This window comes from Luteibacter sp. SG786 (genome assembly GCF_011759605.1).
Lineage (GTDB): Bacteria > Pseudomonadota > Gammaproteobacteria > Xanthomonadales > Rhodanobacteraceae > Luteibacter.
Window position 1 is genome coordinate 286,645 of sequence record NZ_JAAOYX010000003.1, and the last position, 19,432, is coordinate 306,076.

Sequence of the window (19,432 nt, forward strand, 5' to 3'; positions counted from 1 at the left end):
GATGCCCATCACTCCGTCCGAGGCGCTGCAGCGCACGATCGAACACCGCGAGATCTTCCATGACGAGATGATCGAGCTGATGCACCAGATCATGCGCGGCGACGTCAGCCCGCTGATGACCGCGGCGATCCTCACCGGCCTGCGCGTGAAGAAGGAAACGGTCGGCGAGATTACCGGTGCCGCGCGCGTGATGCGCGATCTCTCGTCGAAGGTGGACGCCGGCCCGCACCCGCACTTCGTGGACATCGTGGGCACGGGCGGCGACGGGGCTTCCACGTTCAATATCTCCACGGCGTCGATGTTCGTCGCCGCGGCCGCGGGTGCGCGCGTGGCGAAGCACGGCGGGCGCAGCGTATCGTCGAAATCCGGCAGCGCCGACGTGCTGGAGGCGCTCGGCGCACGCATCGATCTCCTTCCGGCCCAGGTGGCCGTGTGCATGGCGAACGTGGATATCGGCTTCATGTTCTCGCCCAACCATCATCCCGCCATGAAGATGGTTTCGCCCGTGCGCAAGGAGATGGGCGTCCGCACCATCTTCAACATCCTCGGGCCGCTGACCAATCCCGCGGGCGCTCCCAACATCCTCATGGGCGTGTTCCATCCCGACCTCGTCGGCATCCAGATCCGTGCGTTGCAGGCCCTGGGCGCGCGGCACGCCATGGTCGTTTGGGGCCGGGACGGCATGGATGAGATATCCCTGGGGGCGGCCACCATGGTGGGCGAACTCCGCGACGGCGTCGTGCGCGAATACGAGATCGAGCCGGAGGATTTCGGCCTTTCCATGGCCTCCGGCCGGAACCTCCGCGTCGACGACGCCGAAGGTTCGAAGGCCATGCTGCTGGACGCCATCGGCGGCGTGCCTGGCGTGCCGCAGGACATCGTTTGCCTGAACGCAGGCGCGGCGCTCTATACGGCCGATGTGACACCCTCGATACAGGCGGGCATCGACCTTGCACGGGCCACCATTGCAAGTGGCGCGGCCCGTGCAAAAATGGACGCGTTCGTGGCCGAGACGCAGCGGCTCGGTGCCTGATATGGTCGGGGCTCCCCAGTCCCCGGCTCTACCCAAGGAACTCCCTCCGATGCCCGACATCCTCCATCGCATCCTCGACCGGAAGCTCGAAGAGATCGCCGAGCGCAGCCGCAAGCGCAGCCTTGACGACCTGGCGGCACGCATCGCCGACCTCGAGCCGACGCGGGGCTTCGTCGCCGAGATCGACAAGCGCCTGCACGACGGCGAGCCGGCCGTCATCGCGGAGATCAAGAAGGCCAGCCCGAGCAAGGGCCTCATCCGCGAGGACTTCGATCCGGCCGCCATCGCGCGCAGTTACGAACGGGGCGGGGCCACCTGTCTTTCCGTGCTTACCGATGCCGACTTTTTCCAGGGCCACGAGGATTTCGTGGGCCAGGCACGCGCGGCGTGCAGCCTGCCGATCCTGCGCAAGGATTTCATCATCGACGAATACCAGGTGTATGAGGCCCGCACGATTGGCGCCGACTGCATCCTGCTGATCGTCTCCGCGTTCGCCCAGAAGGAGCCCGACGGCGACCGTATCTACGACGAGGAGCGCCTCACCGAGCTGTCGCTGCTTGCCGCGGAGCTCGATCTCGACGTGTTGATGGAAGTGCACAACGAAGAAGAACTGGAAATTGCCCTCGGCACGCCTGCGCCACTGATCGGCGTGAACAACCGCAACCTGCGCACCTTCGAGACATCCCTGGGCACCTCGCTGCGCCTGAAGGACCGTGTGGGCTCGGAAACGGCCATCGTGGCCGAGTCGGGCATCCACACGGCGGAAGACGTGCGCAAGCTGCGCGAAGCGGGTATCCACACCTTCCTGGTGGGAGAGGCGTTCATGCGTGCAGCAGATCCGGGTGCCGAGTTGCACAAGCTGTTCGGCACGCATCCCCACCCAGCGACCCACAAGCAGTAACGAGCGCATGGAACAGGCGATGGAAACGGCGGTGTTCGACGAGCCCGCCGCCGAGGCAGGACGCGTGGTGTTGTTCGATTTCGATGGCGTGATCGTTCGCCACCAGACGTTGGAATTGTTCTATCGCCATCGCCTTTCCGGCATGGGCCGCTGGCGCCTCCTGCTGGCGCTGCCCTTGTTGCCGCTCGTGCCGTTCCTCATCGGCAGCGTCGCGGGCAACCGTTTCCTGGGTCGTGTCTTCCTGCGCGTCGTCACCTTCGGCCGCAGCGAGGCCGCATGCAGGCGCTCGATGGCCGCATTCGGGCGCGCATACGCACGACGCCCGGGCGTTTTTTGCCGGGACGCGGTGGCGGCACTGCGCCGGCACATCGCTGCCGGCGACCGCGTGGTGATCGTGACGGGCAACGAGCAGAAGATGGTGGAGGCCATGCTCGACGAGGTGAATCTCGGAGGCTACGAACTCGTGGCCTCGCAGGCTCGCATGGGTCTCATCGGCATGCGTTTCGTCAGCCACAACGTGCACCACGCCAAGGTGCGCACACTCGATCGCGCGGGTATCGCGCGGCCCTGGGCCGTGGCCTACGGCGACTCCCTGTCGGACATGCCGATGCTGAAGGCCGCCGACGCGGCGCGCCTGGTCAACCCTGTGCCGAAGACGGCGAAGAAGGCGGGACGCCTGCTGGGCGACAAGCTGGAAATAGTGCACTGGTACTAGAGCGTGCCGGGGGGGAGCGTCGGCTACCCCAGGAGATACCTGCCGAGCTGGTAGAGGCTGATGCCGACGATGAGGCAGCCCACCGCGGTCATCACGTAGCGCGGAGGCAGGTGCCGCACCAGCCAGGCGGCCACCGGCGCGGCAAGCACGCCTCCGGCGAGCAGGCCCAGCACGATCGGCCAATGCTGGATACCCATGTGCGCGACCAGGGTCGACGAAATGGCGATGGTCACGACGAACTCGGCCGCGTTCACTGTGCCGATCGTCTGCCGCACGGGGCCGCCGCGCGCGAGCAGCGTGGAGGTGGCAATGGGCCCCCAGCCGCCGCCGCCGATCGCATCGAGCAGGCCGGCGAAGAAACCGAGGATGCCCTTGTGCCGCACGCGATGGTGGGACACCACGCGCCCCGCGGCGCGCACGAGCACCACCACGCCGAGGATCAGCAGGTAGACATAGACAAAGGGCTTCAGCGCGTCGCCCGGCACGCTGGCAAGGAACCACGCGCCGATGATCCCGCCGATCACGCCGGGGATGGCCAGGCGGCGGAACGCGCGCCAGTCCACGTTCCCGAACAGCGCGTGCGCACCGCCGGACACGCCCGTGGTGAACACTTCGGCGGTATGCACGGTGGCGCTGGCGACCGCCGGCGGCAAGCCGAGCGCCAGCAATACGGCATTCGAGACAATGCCATAGGCCATGCCCAGCGCGCCGTCGACGAGCTGGGCCAGCAAACCCACGCCGACGAAGATCAGGAATTGATTCCAGTCCATGGTTTTGTCCGGTGGATCATGTAACCACCATATACGAGGTCGGCGAGACGAGGGCATGAAGACCAACTTCTGGCGCTTGCACGCGTCGTCTTGCCGCAGCTAGCCTGACCCTTCACGTCCTGCGAGACCACAGATGTATCTCTCTTCCTTGCGCGAGTTGGCCCTCGGGAGCCGGCTCAAGGCCTTGAGCGACCAGTTCTACACGGCTATCGACGAGGTCTATCGCGCATGCGGCGCGGCCATCGAATCGCGATGGTTCCCGGTGCTGCGTTACCTCCGCGACGTCGGGCCGACCACGGTGACCGACATGGCCCTGGCCATCGGCCAGACCCACTCTGCCGTCAGCCAGCTCGCCGACCGTCTCGTGGACGCCGGCATGGTCGAGCGGCGGCGCGACCCGCACGACGGGCGGCGCAGCGTGCTTGCCCTCACCGAGGCCGGCGATCGCGCCCTTGGCGACCTCGGTCCGGTATGGCTCGCCATTCGGCGCGGCATGAACGAAACGCTGGGGCCCAGTGGCATGGCCATGCTGGAAGCCATCGAAAACTGCGAGCAGGCGCTGCGCGAACGCCCGCTGGTGCAAACCATCCTGCAGCAGCGGGAAGCGTTGAGCCGCGCGACCTTGCAGGTGGTTCCGTTCGAGCCGGGGCTGCGCGATCACTTCCGCCGCTTGAACCAGCAGTGGCTCGAGCGTCATTTCCGTGTCGAGGCGGTGGACAGGAAACTGTTCGACGACCCCGAAGGCCTGATCATCGCCCCCGGTGGCGCCATCCTCTTCGCCCTTTATGCGGGCGAGGTGGTGGGCACCTGCGCGCTCATCCACGAGGGGGAGGGCGTCTACGAATTGTCCAAGATGGGCGTGGATGAGAACTTCCGCGGGTTGGGCGCCGGCCGGGCGCTGCTCGACGCGGCGATCGCCGAATACCGCCGGCGCGGTGGCCGGGAGCTTTTCCTGGAGTCCAACAGCCGGCTGGACCGCGCCCTGGCCATGTACGAGCGGGCGGGGTTCGTCCGGCAAGCCGCCATCCGCCCCGGCTCCCATTACGACCGGGCCGACGTCTACATGGTTTACGGGGGCGGCTGATCCGGAGCGCGGCCCTCAGCGGGTGCCGCGCACCACGATGGTCTTGCCCGAGACGTCGATCATCCGCTCTTCCTCGAGCTGCTTGAGCACGCGGCCCACCATTTCGCGGGAGCAGCCCACGATGCGGCTGACTTCCTGGCGCGAGATACGGATCTGCGTGCCGTCCGGGTGGGTCATGGCATCCGGTTCCTGGCAGAGGTCGAGCAGGGTGCGCGACACCCGGTTCGTCACATCCATGAACGCCATGCGGCTGACCTGCCGGGAGGTGCGCAGAAGACGCTGGGTCAGCTGCGAGCCGATCGCGAAGAGCAGCTTGGGGCATTCCGCGGCCAGCGGCCCTTCGAGCAGCTGGAAAAGCCGCTCGTAGCTGATTTCGGCCATTTCCACGGCCGTGCGGGTACGCACCAGCGACTCGCGCTGCGCCTGCTCCACGAACAGGCCCATTTCGCCGATGAACTGGCCCCGATTGATGTAGGCCAGGATCAGTTCGCGTCCTTCCTCATCCTCCGTGCAGACGGCAAGCGACCCGTCCACCACGTAATAGAGCGTGTTGGCCGGATCCCCCGGCCGGATGATCGCCGTTTTCCCCGGATAACGGCGGCGGTGACAGGCGTCCAGGAAGCGACCCATCGAAGCCGGGTCGGGTGCGAAGCTCGAGGGAGCCTGCGACCGTTCGAACGCCTGTTGCAACATGTATTTGAGTTGAGCCACAGCAGATTCCGTTGAGCCTCAATGGCATGGCGTCCCCTTCGGCGGTCTGCTGACGGATTTCCGTCATGCGTCGCCGACTCGCCATGTCCCTTCCCGATTATTGCAGACATCCGGCCGGCAAAATCCACCACTTCGGGGGATGGGGTGCCGACTTGTTCAAATCCTCGCCATCTTGCCCCATAATTTCACCCCCTCGGCGCCCAGACCCGTGTCTCACGCCGTACATAAGCACCGGGCAGGCTATGCCGCGTTCGGTGCTTTCATCTTGCGGGGACCCTTGCTGCTAACCCGTTTCTGCTGCTGGCCGCCTCCCCCGGCCTCGGAGAGTCGCTGTGGTCAAACCGCTTCCCCGCCTTCGCCTGCAGGGTTTCAACAACCTCACCAAGGCGCTGAGCTTCAACATCTACGATATCTGCTATGCCGTTTCCGAACAGCAGCGGCAGAACTACATCGAGTACATCGACGAACAGTACGATGCCGACCGCCTCACCCAGATCCTCACGGACGTGGCGGAGATCATCGGTGCGAACATCCTGAACATCGCGCGCCAGGACTACGATCCGCAGGGCGCGTCCGTCACCATCCTCATTTCCGAGGAGCCGGTGGTGGAGAAGCTCGGCCGCGATACCATCTCGGGCGCCGTCGTAGCACACATGGACAAGAGCCACATCACCGTCCATACCTATCCGGAAACGCACCCGCATAACGGCATCGCCACGTTCCGCGCCGACATCGATGTGGCCACCTGCGGCGTCATCTCGCCGCTGAAGGCCCTGAACTACCTCATCGACAGCTTCGAGTCCGACATCGTCATCGCCGACTACCGCGTGCGCGGTTTCACCCGCGACGTGAAGGGCAAGAAGCACTTCATGGACCACAAGATCAATTCCGTGCAGGACTACCTGGCCAAGCACATTCGCCAGAAGTACGAAATGTTCGACGTGAACGTGTACCAGGAAAACATCTTCCACACGAAGATGCACATCAAGGATTTCGACCTCGACACCTACCTGTTCGAGGCCCAGGCCGACGACCTCTCGTTCAAGGAGCGCCAGCGCATCGAGTCGCTGCTCCGGCGCGAGATCGAGGAACTCTTCCACGGCCGCAACCTGATGTGACGAAGAGCCCCGCGAAAGCGGGGCTTCCTTCTTGCGGGCGCGAGGGGCCCGGCGCACGGCTACACCGCTTCGTTGGCTTCTCGCCGCTATAGCGGCTCCCACAAGAGGGCTTCACGAGCGGTTCGCTAGCGTGGCTTCATGCGTGCTGTGCTGCTGTTCATTCTCCTGCTGGCCCTGGCCGCGCTCGTCTGGTCGCGGGGCTGGCGCCCGCCCGACCGCTACAACCCGTGGGCGCCCCTGGACCTCGCGGCCGAACCGGACATGTTCCTGCGCTTCAAGCTCGGCAGGCTGGGCGACGACCCGGCCATGTGCAGGGCCGCGATCGGGGACGCCGGAGCCGTCTTCACGCCCGTGGCGGACCGGAAGGAGCCGAACGGCTGCGGCTGGACCGACGCCGTGCGACTGTCGGCCATCGGCCCCGCGCGGCTCGCTTCTCCCGCCACGCTTACCTGTCCGCTCGCGGCGTCGATGGTTCTCTTCCACCGCCATGTGCTCCAGCCCCGCGCCGAGGCGGCATTTGGGGCACCGGTCAGCATCGTGGACCATGTGGGAAGCTACACCTGCCGGAACGTCTACCACCGGGACCAGGCGCCGCTCAGCCGGCATGCCCTGGCCGACGCCATCGACATCACCGGGTGGCGGCTCGCCGATGGGCGGCGCATCACCGTGGAGAAAGGGTGGGATGCCAAGACCGAGGCGGATTTCCTCCATGGTCTGGAAGCGGACGGATGCCGCTACTTCGGCGCCATCCTGGGCCCCGATTACAACGCCGCCCACCGCACCCACTTCCACTTGCAGGGGCGCGGCTTCGGCTTCTGCCGCTAGCTCCCTAGAACCGGTAAGCCACGGCCTTCATCACCGCCGAAGCGGCATGCATGAGGCGTGGGATGGGCCAGGGAAGGTCGATGCCGCCGCGTGCCTGGGCTGCTTCGGCATGCCGGATCTCATCGGTCTGCATCTGGGTGAGGATGGCGCGAGAGCGCGCGTCCTGTGCCGGCAGCCGCTCAAGGTGGTCGGCCAGGTGCGCTTCCACCTGACGCTCGGTTTCCACCACGAAACCCAGGCTCACCGGGTCGCCGACGGCGGCCGCGGCCACGCCGATGGCGTAGCTGCCCGCGTACCACAAGGGATTCAGCAGGCTCGGGCGGCTGTCCAGTTGTTTAAGGCGTTCCGCGCACCAGGCCAGGTGGTCGGTTTCCTCCTGCGCAGCGTGCATCAGGTGCTGGCGCGTTTCTTCATTGCGGGCCAGCGCCGCCTGACCCACGTAGAGGGCCTGGGCGCAGACTTCGCCCACGTGGTTGATCCGCATCAGTCCTGCCGCGTGCCGCCGTTCCGCCTCGGTCAGGTCGGCATCGGGGAGGGCATCGCCGGGCGAGCGGCGGTGGGCTTCCGGCGAGCCTGCGACCGCTTCCATGGCCCGTTCCAGGCCTTCGAGCAGGCGATCCAGGGGGCTCAGGGTGCGAACGGACATCGTGGACTCCTGCGTTGGGGGACGACACACGTTACAATGCGCCGCGTCGCCCGCCGGGTGAAGGCGCTGCGGCTCGTTGCCGCGCCCCGCCCCGAATGCGACGGGCTTGTGAAGATTCCCGGTCGTCATGCTATGATTGTCGGCCCGAAGCTCGCCACCACCGTGGGCTTGCGCGATGAGGGAAAAGTTCGCTATTCTCTCGCGCCTTTGCTTTCACCGATTCCGTGTTCCGCCGTCCACGGCGGCAAACCAGGTATTTTCGAAATGAAAACGTTCAGCGCCAAGCCGGAGAGCGTCAAGCGCGATTGGTTCGTGATCGACGCCACGAACAAGACCCTGGGTCGTCTGTCGACCGAGGTCGCGCGCCGTCTCCGCGGTAAGCACAAGCCCGAGTTCACCCCGCACGTCGATACCGGCGATTACATCGTCGTGATCAACGCCGGCAAGGTGGCGGTCACCGGTGCGAAGCTGGACGACAAGATGTACCACCGCTTCACCGGCTACGTCGGCAACCTGAAGACCACCAGTCTGAAGGACCTCCTCGCCACGCACCCGGAGCGCGTGATCGAGATCGCCGTGAAGGGCATGCTGCCGAAGAACCCGCTGGGTCGCGCCATGTACCGCAAGCTCAAGGTGTACGGCGGCGCCGAGCACCCGCATACCGCACAGCAGCCGCAGGCGCTGGAAATCTAAGGAATCGACATGGCTATCCAGCAGAATTACGGTACCGGCCGCCGCAAGACCTCCGCCGCCCGCGTGTTCCTCCGCAAGGGCACTGGTGGCATCGTGGTCAACGGCAAGCCGCTCGACCAGTTCTTCGGTCGTGAAACCTCGCGTATGATCGTCCGCCAGCCGCTCGAGCTGACCGACAACAGCGAGAAGTTCGACATCATGGTCACCGTTGCCGGTGGCGGCATCACGGGCCAGGCCGGCGCCATCCGCCTCGGCATCGCCCGCGCCCTCGTCGAATACGACGAAGCGCTGAAGTCGCCGCTGCGCAAGGCCGGTTTCATGACCCGCGACGCCCGCGAAGTCGAGCGTAAGAAGGTCGGTCTCCACAAGGCCCGCCGCGCAACGCAGTTCTCGAAGCGCTAAACCCCTTTGTGGGGCGGCCCTTCGGGGGCAGTGCTTCAAACTTTGGTGCTTCACGGTCAGAGCGCGCCAAAGCCCGGTTTATTGGGAGATCGTCTAACGGTAGGACAACGGACTCTGACTCCGTTTATCTAGGTTCGAATCCTAGTCTCCCAGCCAAACAAGCAAAAGGCCTCGCGAAAGCGGGGCTTTTTTCTTTTCTGGACCCGCGTGCGGTTGGACATATGGGTGGACGGCGTTTCGGCAGGTGTTCCATGCCGTGACCGTGAGCACGCTGGTGTCCCGGTAGACCACCTTGAGGTCCCGAACGCAGGGGCCCGGCGGCACCTCAGCGGTGCCCTGGCCCACGCGTCCACCGATCAAGGGCGAAAGCAGGCCGAGTGGCTCGAAGGCTCCAGACCCTGCGGGAGTCACCTCGACCATTTGGACGGTGCGCGCGTCGTCGTTGATCACGGTTAGATAGCGGGTGGCGGCAGAGGCGGGAGGGACCTTGGCCAAGGCGAAAAGCAGCATGGCAAGGCGACTGAGCGGGTGGGTCGCGGGCTTCGGATCCATGGATTCCCTGATGGTGACGCCGAGGTCCTTCACATCGGCAGCACGAGAATGTCCCTATTTGGGATTTATATGTGAAAGTGGGATAACTGCATCACGCGGATAGGTTGGGCGTCCGATGACCCCGCCGCGACATAAAACCTCTTCCACCCATCGCCCTGAAAACGGGGTGTTGACCGGGCTGTTGCGTGAACTTCGCCTGGCGGCGGGGATGACCCAGGCTCAAGCGGGGCTGGCGATCGGGTTGACCCAAAAGGGCATCAGCGATTTCGAGACCGGTGACCGGGGATTGGAACTGCTCACCGTGCGTGATCTGGTCCACGCTTATGGCGGAGATTGGGCGCAGTTCATTGCCGAACTTGATCGGCGGCTAGAGAAGGGCCATCGACCCGCGGCCACGCTCATCCGACGAGTGCCACATAAATCAGGGCAGTAGGGAGTCATAGCCTGTCCGCGGCTTGTGTAGCGCTCGACAAGTCCGGTGCTGTTAGACCCGAAGGCTAAGGGAGAGCGATTGTGATCGAACTTTCAGCGTCGCAGTTCGATGTGTATGCGCTGGCGTTTCCGCGCGGCCTCGGTTTCGGTGATCAACCGCCTGTCGGCGCATGGCTCACAAACGATGAATGTGGCTTGGGCGTGCTGACCAAGAACGTCCACTCTGGTGTCCACGGGGCGAGGGTGCTTCGACGGCGTAGGGACGATGTCTGGGTTTCTGTGCTCGATGACGAGCACCTGGGAGAGAAGCAGGCAGCCATCGGGGCAATGGAAAATGCGATGGCTGAAGGAAGTGCTAAAGAGGCCATCCCTCCCGGGACTGCTAAGCGCCCCTTCCTATACGACGTTGGGGACAGGACTCCGTCGCGCATTTTCAACATGCTGCGCCATTCCACGCATCACATCGCTGCCTGGATGCTCAACCAAGCCTATCTGGCGTTGCCCAATCCTGATGCGAACTGGGCTAGCGACTGTCAGACGGCCAACTTTCATACTCGCATTTGGGAGGCCCTCCTGCTCACCTGTTTCCGAGAGCAGGGGCTACTCACATGCCAGCCGCGACTATCGCCTGACTTCCATATCTCAAATCGGAAGGGAGAACAGGCGTGGATCGAAGCCGTCACGGCCAACCCTCCGGCGCCTTACGAGCATGTCAACGCACCGATCACCGTGGCGCCAACCGGCACCGACTGGATCGACAACGTGGCGACCGAGCGCTTCAGCAAGACCATCCGAACCAAACGCGATCGGCGCTACGACCTTTTACCGCACGTTGCGGGTCATCCCTTTGCGATCGCTATAGCCGACTTCCAAGCCGGGGCCTCTATGGTGTGGAGCAGGCCGGCGTTGATGGCTTATCTATACGCCACGGGCGAACCGGTTCAGTTCAAGGATGGCCACTGGACGGTCCAGCGGCGAGCGTCCGCCACTGCGAGGACATCAGGGTCACGTCTCGGCCTCTTCTGCGCCCCAGGGGCGGAGGACGTGTCTGCCATCATCTTCAGCAATGCGGCAACGCTCGGGAAGTTCAACCGTGTGCCGATTTCCGGCGGAGCACTCCCAAGCAATCTCCGGTATATCCGGCGTGGGTTTCTTGAGGACCCATCGGGACAGCACGTCGACGGCATCCCGTTCTGTCTGGATGTTTCCAGTGAGGCTTATCGGGCAATGTGGCCAATAGGCTATGAGCCATGGTCTGCTGAGTTGGAAGTGTTCCACAACCCGTTTGCCCAATACCCGTTGCCCCGGTCGCTGCTCCCAGAAGCAACCCACTGGGTGGCATCCGAGGATGACATGGTTTGCTATAGGCACTACCCGTCCAATGTGCTGACCTCGCGGACGCAGATCCAAAAGGCCTCTGATCCTTTACCAACGTTCGAAACATTTGGCCGTCCGCGCCTCATCGTCTGACGGTATGCCTGCGAGTGGCGGAGCGGATCGAGTGCGATCCATAATCATCCGTTAGCCGACTTGGACGGACCCCCATGAGCGACGATCGGACCCTGGTGCTGGTTCAAGAACTGTTGGAACTGCCCGCAGAGACTGAGTGGGTCGAGTTCAAAGAGAACTACGCCGACGGCCAGATGATCGGTAAGCGGATTTCAGCCATGGCGAATGCTGCCCGGCTTTGCGACAAGGCGTTTGCGTATCTGGTTTGGGGTATCAGGGACGACGACCACCACCCGGTTGGCACCACCTTCGATCCGTCTTCGACCAAGGAGCAGGGCGAGCCTCTGGAGTTCTGGCTGGCCAAGCGGCTGCGCCCAGACATCGCTGTGAAGTTCGTGCCTCTGACCTTCCGCGGCGTGCGCATTGTGCTTTTGGAAATCCCGGCCGCTGTGGTTAATCCGGTGGAGTTTGACCGGGTGGCCTATATCCGGATCGGCAGTGCCACGCCGAAGTTGTCCGACTACCCGGACCGTCAGCGCGCGCTCTGGGCGAAACTCCAGACATTCGCCTGGGAGGCCAATGTTGCCTTGCCTTTTTTGGAGGCGGATGAGGTCTTGTCGAAGTTGGACTATGCGGCCTATTTTGAGTTGACGAGTCAGCGCCTGCCGGACAACCGCAAGGGGATTTTTGACCGGCTTGAGGCCGATCGCCTGATCCAGAAGGACGTGGGGGGCAGGTGGGATATCACCAATCTGGGCGCCGTCCTCTTCGCCAAGCAACTGTCCGACTTCCCTGCCTCCATCGCACGCAAGGCGGTCCGTTTCGTGGCCTATGACGGCACCGGTCGAGCGTCGCCAGTGACTCATCGCCAAGACGTCAAGCGGGGCTATGCGGTGGGCTTCACCGGGTTGGTGGATTACATCGATGGCCTGATGCCTCGGAACGAATACATCGGCAAGGCCTTCCGCGAAGAGCGCCCCCTCTTTCCCTCGATTGCCATCCGCGAACTGATTGCCAATGCCCTGATCCACCAGGACATGACCATCACCGGCACCGCACCCCTGGTGGAGATGTTCAGCGATCGGATCGAGATTACGAATCCAGGCCAACCGTTGGTCCAGCCCGACCGCTTCCTGGACTACCCGCCGCGGTCTAGAAATGAGGCTCTGGCCGCCCTCATGCGAAGGATGCGGCTATGTGAGGAACAGGGAAGCGGTATCGACAAGGTCCTGGTCGCGGTAGAACTCCATCAGTTGCCGGCCCCGGATTTCCGGGTGGCTGGGGAGGCTGTGCGCGCCGTGCTCTTCGCCCCCCGTAAGTTTGCCGACCTGACCGCTGAGGAGCGGGTCCGGGCTTGCTACCAGCACGCCGCGCTGAAATACCTGAGTGGCCAGCGAATGAAGAACGCCACGCTTAGCGAGCGGCTGGGCATCGACCCCCAAAATGCGGCTCAGACTTCGGGTGTCATCAAGCAGGCCCTGAAGCAAGGACTGATCCGGTCCGCTGACCCTGCCCACCCCAGGGCCGGCTATGTCCCATTCTGGGCCTAGTCTTTGGTGAGTCTCCGTTTGGGAATGTCCAAAAGTTGGACACTTTTTGATGGGGTTTTGATTGCTGGCCCGGGCCGGAACTTTCTCCGCCCGGGCCGGATTAGGTAACCCTAATCAAATCAGATTGTTATCGGTAACGCTGGGCAAATCTGGTCTTGACCAAGTTTTGAGTCCCAGGGCGTCCACCGCCGTCCGCTGGCATCCGTCGCCGTTCGGACGAGATCCAGAGCAGCGTCGCGGAGATGGGGGTTACGCACGGCTGGACGGTATATGCATTGACAGTCGCAATATTTCGGTGGTCAAATCCGTATCGACGCAACTTCTTCCTAGGCTAATGTCCTCAGAAACGATCGCGACCCTGATTGCCGACACCCTTCCCCGGGAACTGATCCTGACGATAGACGAGTTGCTGGAGGCAGGCGCTGCCAGGGCTTATCAGAAGGCGATCGACGCCTCGGACGGGCATTTGCCTCATGTGGTTGGGACGATGCGGCATTTCTGTATGAATGAAGGGTTCTACGCCGCCCTTGAGGGAAACGGCGGGGCCCCGACGCAGGTTCGAGGGAATCGCCTGGTTGTGGGGCGGGTCGGGATGATCCAGTTGGCTCGCTTCAACACTCATCAGGGCCCTTGGAACAACGCGCGTCGGAGCAAGCAGCGATTGGTGCTGGCACAGGCCAACAAAGCCATTGAGCCGTTGGTGATCCAAGACCTCCTCGATCCCCAACCGTATGTGGAACCGGCCACCATCACGGTTTTCTTCGCTGCGGTCTTTAGCCCGCACGTCCGAGACGGTGAGCGCCCCATCTCCATCGAGATCGCAGTGCCCGACAAGGAGATGCGGGGCTGGCTCTTCCGAGAGCCTGTCGAACTCTTCGTGCGTCGGTATACCAAGAAGACGGTCCAGGAAGATAAGGCCCGTCCGACACTCAAGATCAATAAAGAGAACGAAGCCACCCCTCCAGGGTCGTGACTATGTCTAAACGAATCAGTTTCCAGACGGACCGCCTGCTCGAAGTGCTCGCGGTCCGTCGTCTTTCTCAGGTCACGCTGGCCGCCATGGTCGGCGTCTCCCCCTCCACCATCAGCAAGTGGCGCTCGGGCGCCCAGGCGCCGGAGCCGGATAAGTTGGATCGCCTGGCCTCCGTGGTCAATGTGGCCCCCGAATGGTTCACTCGGCCCACGCTGGATCCGACTAGCGCGCCGCTGTTCCGCAGCAATGCCTCAGCGCACCAAGCGGCGCGGGAAATGCTCGGGGCCCGCATGGCTTGGGTTCAAGACATTGCTGCCAGCCTCCAGGACTACGTCGATTTCCCGGCACTGTCCTTCCCAGTTCCTTCGTTCACCGACCCCGACCAGATCACGTCAGCCGATATCGAAGCGGTCGCCCAGGAATGCCGAGAGATGTGGGGACTGGGCACCGGTCCGGTTCAGGACGTGGTGCTGGCCCTGGAGAATGCTGGCGCGATCGTCATCCGCGAGGAGACCGGGGTAGGCCAGATCGAGGGGCTATCTGCGTGGAGTTCCGTGCTTGGCCGGCCGCTGGTTCATTTGGCCTCAGACAAGTCGAACGGGTTCCGAAGCCGGTTTGATGCCGCTCACGAACTGGGCCACCTGGTGCTCCACCGGTCTATTCCCAAGGCCACCGATCGCCTGCGCTACAACGAGATGGAGCGGCAGGCCCACCGGTTCGCTGGCGCGTTTCTGTTGCCGGCGGAAAGTTTCGCAGCGGAGGTCCGGCTTCCGGTCACCCTGGATAGCCTCCTGCTCCACAAGCAGCGTTGGGGTGTCTCCGTTGGAGCGATCGTCATGCGGCTGGAAGCCCTCAAGTTGATCTCGGAAGGGGATAAGGTCGCCCTGTTCAAACGTCGGTCGGCCCGTTGGGGTGTCAAATCCGAGCCAGGTGACGCCGGCTGGGCGCCAGAGCAGCCGCGGCTGCTGCGTCGGACCATCGAACTGCTGCTGGCCGAGGGCGTGATGACCACAGAAGGCGTGGCCCGCCATTTCGGCTTGTCCGAGCAGGATGTGGAGATGCTGACCGGGCTACCCGAGAACTACTTGAAAGGCCCAGCGGAGGTGCTGCAGATGCCGGTCCGCCGGATAGCCCCGGCTTCGATCGAGCCTCCGTCGAGTTCTGGCGTCGTGGTCGCTTTTGATCCACGTCGGCGCCGGGGTGGGGACTGACATTCAGGCCGAATAGCCTTTAGTGATGAATCAGACTTGGGCGGGTCTTTGGCGCGGTGCCATGAATCCATGCCCTATGTGGGAGAAGCAGCGTGGCGAAGACACCTCCGAACTCAGGCAAGCCGTGGACGCCTGCCAACGTCAAAGAACTCAAGACCCTGGCCGCCCAGAACACGCCGACCCGGGTTGCTGCCCTGAAACTGGGACGGACGCCGGCAGCAGTGGCCGGCAAGGCTAGCAGCGAAGGGATTTCGTTGAAGCCAACCAACCAGTCCCCCTACAACCGCCAGAAATAGATCCACACCTGGAAGTCGACCTGATAGCCTTCGCGAACTTGGACAACTATCGAGGACACGTCCTCCGAGATGTCTAACCGCACCAGGGGCTTCGGTGGTGGGCTAGGGTGTTACATCGATCGAATCCTAGTCTCCCAGCCAAAACCACAAAAGCCTCCGAGAAAATCGGGGCCTTTTGTCTTTTCAGGGGCTCAGGTTGGATCAAAGCTTGGATCAAAGCTTGGATCAACTTTGGATGATTCATGCGGCTCCCACACCACGTTATTACCGGTCCTCCGGACTCTCCTTCCGGTTCATCGTTCCGGTCGACCTTCATCCTCTGGTCGGCCCACCGGTCCGTGCCGGGGGTGAGTGGATATTGCGCTCAGGGAGAGGAAACGGCCGTCATCGGTCCACGGAATCGAGGATGGTGCTGGAGAACAACTCCTTCTCGGCGACGCGTTGCGGGTGCGCTGCAATGGCGAGGCATCCATCCTTCACGGACGCATCCTTGGTGTCGCTCGCGAAGGTCCTGAGGGATTCCCGAGCGAGGGCCCGGGACTTCATTTGTTTGCTGCGTTCCAACTTGGCGAATTCGTCGCGTTCCAGGCCATCGGCCTGGAACGCGACGGAAGCCTTGCGATACAGTCTCTCGTGCTCCTTGCGGAACAGGGCGGCGTACTCGCTTATGTCCACCCCCTCGTCGCGGCAGATGGTAGGGTATTCTTCGGTGTTGGCGATGTAGAAGCCGGTGAACTTCATGGCGACCATGCGGGCCCTCAAGGCCTGCGATACAAGACTCGTCGGATGTTCGGCCGGCTGCACGATGGGTGGAACCAGCGCTGTCTCTGCCTGGCGGGTTCGCGCGCGGGACAAATCCAGAACGATCTCGAACAGCGTCACGCATAACAAGATGGCACTGGCTCCCACCGTGAGCTTCTTATTGTCATCCCACTTCACCGCTACATGTCCCCCGGCCCTGCTGCAAAGCGTTGAATTGTACCGTTTCGCTTACAGGGTAGACGATTCTCCCGCGGTCGCGTAGGCCAGATGGTCTAGACAGCGGTGTTATGGGCAGGCGCGGAATGGCGGCGCAATCCGGTGGGGCTCCAACCGTGCCCGGAGATCCCATGAAAGCGCAAGTCGGCTCCCGGCCCGATCCGTCAGGCCCGGGCCAGCGCAGGTTCGACACCCGCCGCGGCCGCGCGAAGGCTTTCCCTGTAACGACGGCTGCACGGCAGGACGGTACCGTCTGCCATGTGCAGGCGTGCATCGCCCGCATCGAGCGGCTCGATCGACGTGACCTGGCCGATCTGCACCAGATAGCTGCGGTGGGCGCGCACGAACACCGCGGGATCGAGCTTGGTCTCCAGTGCCGCCAGCGTGCTGCGCAGCGGATAATCGCGACCCCGCACCCGAAGGTTCACGTAGTTGCCCGCCGATTGGGCCCACTCGATGTCCGCCGTCGCAACGAGGAAATCGCGGCCGAGCTTGCGGACGAGGAATCGCTCCGGACGCTCCACCGACTCGATCGCCGGGCCTTCATCGGGCGCATCGAGGAGGCTCGCTTCACCCCGGGTGCGTCGGCCGAACCACTCGACCATGTGGCAGACGGCGACGATGAGGAAGAAAGTCCGTACGTCTTTCAGGTACTCGTAGATCGCCTGCACGACCCACGACCCCGGCTCGTAATGCGAACCCCGCACGCCGTAGAAGAACCAGCGAAGCAGGTCCATGCCGACGATGTGGACGGCGGACCAGGCCACGCTGCCAAGGACATAGAGCGGCAGGCGCCGGCGCCAGGTGTCGGCATGGAGCGGCCAGCGATCACAGGCGCGGAGGAGGAACGGTAGCATCAGCAGGGAGATGAAGATGCTGGTGAATTCGTTGGTCGCGATCTGCCACGTGGGGTAGACGAGGCCGTTGCGCTGCACGTCGATCCGGGTGGTCAGCGTATTGCCGGTGGCCGCGACGACGAAGGTGAACACCCAGAAGGCGATCATCAGGATGCGGCGGCGACGGTGGGCCCGGTCGAGTTCGCGGCCGGGGGGTATGGGCGAGGGATCCATGCCCGGGATCATAGCGTCGTCGTGGGTGGCGATCCTCGTGGGTTCATCCCATCCCGCCCTCCATTCGTCCCCAAAACCCACCCAACCGCCCCCTCGCGCTGGCCCCAGGCCTTGTCCGACGCCGATTCTGGCTCAGGTTCAAAACAAGGACGCCTCGCCATGATCCGCACCCGCCGCCACGACATCGACGCGCTCCGCGTGTTCGCTTTCGCCCTCCTCATCCTCTATCACACGGCCATGGCCTACGTCAGGGACTGGGACTTCCATATCAAAAGTGCCTACACCGCCGACTGGCTGCAGTGGCCGATGATCTTCGTGAACCGCTGGCGGATGTGCTTGCTGTTCCTGATCTCGGGTGCGGCGATCGCCCTGGCGGCCCCCGAGGGCCGCCTGCTCCGCTTCGCGCGGGAGCGGACCTGGCGGCTGATGCTGCCGCTCATCGTCGGCATGTTCGTCGTGGTACCTATCCAGCCGTACTGCGAGGGCGTCGCGAGCGGCCACCTCACCCCCGGTTTCCTCCATTTCCTGCTGAGCTACTGGCACGTGCACCCATGGCCGAAGGACAGCTTCACCGGTTGGCAGTTCGGGATCACCTGGAACCACCTCTGGTACCTGCCCTACCTGTGGACCTACACCCTTGGCCTCGTCGCGCTGATGCCGCTCCTGGGCCATGGCCGCGTCCATGCCGCAGTCGCCGCTTTCTGCCGGGCACCGGCCTGGCTGCTGGTCGGGGCGCCGACGGCACTGCTTCTCTTCTACATCCTGTACCTCGCGCCGATATTCCCTGGTACCAATGCCTACGCCGGTGACTGGTACCAGCATGCGAAGTACGCCTCGATCTTCCTCGGTGGCTACCTGCTGGCCCGCGAGGCCGGGTTCTGGTCACGCGTCGCGGCATTGCGCAAGGGCACCCTCGGCATCGCGCTCGCATCGATCGCGCTCTACCTCGGGCTTCGGCTCACCGGCCAGCTGGTCGCCAGCGACTCGTGGGTGTATCGCGTGCCGGAACCATTCTGGACCGTGCTTTCGCAGGCCGCCCAATCGCTGTACCTCTGGACCGCGCTGCTGGCGATCCTCGGCTGGGGCAAGGTGATCCTCGACCGTCCGTTCTCGTGGCTGCCGTATTGCACGGAAGCGGTGTACCCCTGGTACATGCTGCATCAGAGCCTGATCATTCTGCTGGTGTTCTGGCTGAAGCCGATGGCGCTTGGCCCCTGGCTGGAGCCTGCGCTGGTGCTGGGCGGGACGATCGCCGGGTGCTACGTACTGCACGAGTTCGTGATCCGGCGCGTCGGGTTTCTCCGGCCGTTGTTCGGGTTGAAAGCGATACGGAAGATCGAGACAGGAGACGATGCAGCAAGGGTACCCGCTACCTGAAAGAGCCGCTGAACGACCTGTAGAGGAATCTCATTGGTTGTCGTCCCCAAGGGCTCCTGGGCTGACGCTCCTGCTGTGCGCGATGAGAACGTTCGCAATCGGCGCTCATTTCCAGCGCGATCGATGCGTGTCCGGACGCGCCCGTCGCTTGGCGATCGAGCATCGTCGACAGGGCGGCAGGGAAGGGGCGTTGCTGCAACTTCGGCGGCTCGTCGTGCGAGGTCGCCTCGAGCGCAACAGCGGCCACGAGGCGATAGCCGCGCTTGCGCACGGTGGCGATGTAGCGAGGCGACTTCGCGTCGTCGCCGAGGGCCTTGCGAAGCATGGCGATCGCCTTGTGAACCGGGTTGTCGCCATAGATGCCGCGCGGCCAGCACCGCTCCAGCAGCAGATCTATGCTCACCACGTCATCGGCGTTTTCGACGAGGAGAACCAATACATCGAGAAGTTTTGGCTCGAGAAAGACGCGCTTCTCTTCGTTCTCGATGAACCCGTGCCGCGGGTAGACGAACCAATGGCCGAGCATGAAAGCGGGGGTGAACATCCTGCGTTGCTCCATCGCGACGCCACCCTCGACAGTGGCGCCATTCTCCTGGCTTCTCAAAAAAAACATGGACCGTAAGGTTTCCGAAAGGACAATCGCACG

General features: G+C 63.7%; 22 protein-coding genes and 1 tRNA gene. 16 read left to right on the forward strand and 7 right to left on the reverse strand.

Going from position 1 to position 19,432, the window contains the following annotated elements:
- The first annotated feature begins 1 nt into the window (after position 1).
- From trpD to FHS47_RS17140, 3 genes are read left to right on the forward strand one after another with little or no spacing between them, the layout of a single operon-like run.
- A complete protein-coding gene (trpD, locus tag FHS47_RS17130; protein WP_167030995.1) occupies positions 2-1,033 on the forward strand; it encodes an anthranilate phosphoribosyltransferase in 1,032 nt (343 codons plus the stop codon).
- A gap of 49 nt (positions 1,034-1,082) precedes the next feature.
- Positions 1,083-1,934 carry an indole-3-glycerol phosphate synthase TrpC gene (trpC, locus tag FHS47_RS17135; protein ID WP_167030998.1) on the forward strand — a complete coding sequence of 284 codons (852 nt, stop codon included), beginning with the start codon at positions 1,083-1,085 and terminating at the stop codon, positions 1,932-1,934.
- Between the two features lie 7 nt (positions 1,935-1,941).
- The gene (locus FHS47_RS17140; RefSeq protein ID WP_167031001.1) at positions 1,942-2,649 is read left to right on the forward strand and encodes a haloacid dehalogenase-like hydrolase; all 708 of its coding nucleotides are present in this window, start codon (positions 1,942-1,944) and stop codon (positions 2,647-2,649) included.
- 23 nt (positions 2,650-2,672) lie between these two features.
- On the opposite strand, the gene FHS47_RS17145 is transcribed toward FHS47_RS17140, so the two are convergent.
- Complete coding sequence (locus tag FHS47_RS17145; protein WP_167031004.1) at positions 2,673-3,419, reverse strand: sulfite exporter TauE/SafE family protein; 747 nt, start codon at positions 3,417-3,419, stop codon at positions 2,673-2,675.
- Positions 3,420-3,552: 133 nt separating this feature from the next.
- On the opposite strand from FHS47_RS17145, the gene FHS47_RS17150 reads away from it, so the two are divergent.
- Complete coding sequence (locus FHS47_RS17150; protein ID WP_167031007.1) at positions 3,553-4,503, forward strand: helix-turn-helix domain-containing GNAT family N-acetyltransferase; 951 nt, start codon at positions 3,553-3,555, stop codon at positions 4,501-4,503.
- 15 nt (positions 4,504-4,518) lie between these two features.
- Here the strand turns inward: FHS47_RS17150 and crp are convergent, their stop codons facing one another.
- Positions 4,519-5,196 (reverse strand): cAMP-activated global transcriptional regulator CRP, encoded by a 678-nt coding sequence (crp, locus tag FHS47_RS17155; protein WP_193569815.1) that lies wholly within the window; start codon positions 5,194-5,196, stop codon positions 4,519-4,521.
- 350 nt (positions 5,197-5,546) lie between these two features.
- On the opposite strand from crp, the gene speD reads away from it, so the two are divergent.
- Positions 5,547-6,332: an adenosylmethionine decarboxylase gene (gene speD, locus FHS47_RS17160; RefSeq protein WP_089981013.1), complete on the forward strand. Its 786-nt coding sequence runs from the start codon at positions 5,547-5,549 to the stop codon at positions 6,330-6,332.
- 138 nt (positions 6,333-6,470) lie between these two features.
- A complete protein-coding gene (locus FHS47_RS17165; protein ID WP_167031012.1) occupies positions 6,471-7,157 on the forward strand; it encodes an extensin family protein in 687 nt (228 codons plus the stop codon).
- Positions 7,158-7,161: 4 nt separating this feature from the next.
- Here the strand turns inward: FHS47_RS17165 and coq7 are convergent, their stop codons facing one another.
- Positions 7,162-7,803 carry a 2-polyprenyl-3-methyl-6-methoxy-1,4-benzoquinone monooxygenase gene (coq7, locus tag FHS47_RS17170; RefSeq protein WP_167031015.1) on the reverse strand — a complete coding sequence of 214 codons (642 nt, stop codon included), beginning with the start codon at positions 7,801-7,803 and terminating at the stop codon, positions 7,162-7,164.
- 264 nt (positions 7,804-8,067) lie between these two features.
- Here coq7 and rplM point away from each other — a divergent pair, with 264 nt between their 5' ends.
- The 3 genes from rplM (at position 8,068) to FHS47_RS17185 (ending at position 9,054) form a co-directional block, all read left to right on the forward strand.
- Positions 8,068-8,496, forward strand: coding sequence for a 50S ribosomal protein L13 (rplM, locus tag FHS47_RS17175; protein WP_166699779.1), 429 nt, complete (start codon positions 8,068-8,070; stop codon positions 8,494-8,496).
- A gap of 9 nt (positions 8,497-8,505) precedes the next feature.
- Positions 8,506-8,898, forward strand: coding sequence for a 30S ribosomal protein S9 (rpsI, locus tag FHS47_RS17180; protein WP_167031018.1), 393 nt, complete (start codon positions 8,506-8,508; stop codon positions 8,896-8,898).
- A gap of 82 nt (positions 8,899-8,980) precedes the next feature.
- Positions 8,981-9,054: transfer RNA gene (locus tag FHS47_RS17185), tRNA-Gln, on the forward strand.
- Here the strand turns inward: FHS47_RS17185 and FHS47_RS17190 are convergent.
- The gene (locus tag FHS47_RS17190) at positions 9,040-9,450 is read right to left on the reverse strand and encodes a hypothetical protein (RefSeq protein ID WP_167031021.1); all 411 of its coding nucleotides are present in this window, start codon (positions 9,448-9,450) and stop codon (positions 9,040-9,042) included. The two genes, FHS47_RS17185 and FHS47_RS17190, sit on opposite strands and share 15 nt — an antisense overlap.
- A gap of 115 nt (positions 9,451-9,565) precedes the next feature.
- Here FHS47_RS17190 and FHS47_RS17195 point away from each other — a divergent pair, with 115 nt between their 5' ends.
- The 6 genes from FHS47_RS17195 (at position 9,566) to FHS47_RS17220 (ending at position 15,361) form a co-directional block, all read left to right on the forward strand.
- Positions 9,566-9,883: a helix-turn-helix transcriptional regulator gene (locus FHS47_RS17195; protein WP_167031025.1), complete on the forward strand. Its 318-nt coding sequence runs from the start codon at positions 9,566-9,568 to the stop codon at positions 9,881-9,883.
- 80 nt (positions 9,884-9,963) lie between these two features.
- Positions 9,964-11,352, forward strand: coding sequence for a hypothetical protein (locus tag FHS47_RS17200; RefSeq protein ID WP_167031028.1), 1,389 nt, complete (start codon positions 9,964-9,966; stop codon positions 11,350-11,352).
- A gap of 74 nt (positions 11,353-11,426) precedes the next feature.
- Positions 11,427-12,881, forward strand: coding sequence for an ATP-binding protein (locus tag FHS47_RS17205; protein ID WP_167031031.1), 1,455 nt, complete (start codon positions 11,427-11,429; stop codon positions 12,879-12,881).
- Between the two features lie 334 nt (positions 12,882-13,215).
- Positions 13,216-13,854 (forward strand): alpha/beta hydrolase, encoded by a 639-nt coding sequence (locus tag FHS47_RS17210; RefSeq protein ID WP_167031034.1) that lies wholly within the window; start codon positions 13,216-13,218, stop codon positions 13,852-13,854.
- Positions 13,855-13,856: 2 nt separating this feature from the next.
- The gene (locus tag FHS47_RS17215; protein WP_167031037.1) at positions 13,857-15,065 is read left to right on the forward strand and encodes an XRE family transcriptional regulator; all 1,209 of its coding nucleotides are present in this window, start codon (positions 13,857-13,859) and stop codon (positions 15,063-15,065) included.
- Between the two features lie 92 nt (positions 15,066-15,157).
- A complete protein-coding gene (locus FHS47_RS17220; protein WP_167031040.1) occupies positions 15,158-15,361 on the forward strand; it encodes a hypothetical protein in 204 nt (67 codons plus the stop codon).
- Positions 15,362-15,745: 384 nt separating this feature from the next.
- Here the strand turns inward: FHS47_RS17220 and FHS47_RS17225 are convergent, their stop codons facing one another.
- A complete protein-coding gene (locus FHS47_RS17225) occupies positions 15,746-16,300 on the reverse strand; it encodes a hypothetical protein (RefSeq protein ID WP_167031043.1) in 555 nt (184 codons plus the stop codon).
- 203 nt (positions 16,301-16,503) lie between these two features.
- Positions 16,504-17,409: a LytTR family DNA-binding domain-containing protein gene (locus FHS47_RS17230; protein ID WP_208382108.1), complete on the reverse strand. Its 906-nt coding sequence runs from the start codon at positions 17,407-17,409 to the stop codon at positions 16,504-16,506.
- 159 nt (positions 17,410-17,568) lie between these two features.
- Here FHS47_RS17230 and FHS47_RS17235 point away from each other — a divergent pair, with 159 nt between their 5' ends.
- Positions 17,569-18,786, forward strand: a complete 1,218-nt coding sequence (locus FHS47_RS17235; RefSeq protein WP_167031046.1) for an acyltransferase family protein — start codon at positions 17,569-17,571, stop codon at positions 18,784-18,786.
- On the opposite strand, the gene FHS47_RS17240 is transcribed toward FHS47_RS17235, so the two are convergent.
- Positions 18,779-19,399: a winged helix-turn-helix domain-containing protein gene (locus tag FHS47_RS17240; RefSeq protein WP_167031049.1), complete on the reverse strand. Its 621-nt coding sequence runs from the start codon at positions 19,397-19,399 to the stop codon at positions 18,779-18,781. The two genes, FHS47_RS17235 and FHS47_RS17240, sit on opposite strands and share 8 nt — an antisense overlap.
- Between the last annotated feature and the right edge of the window lie 33 nt (positions 19,400-19,432).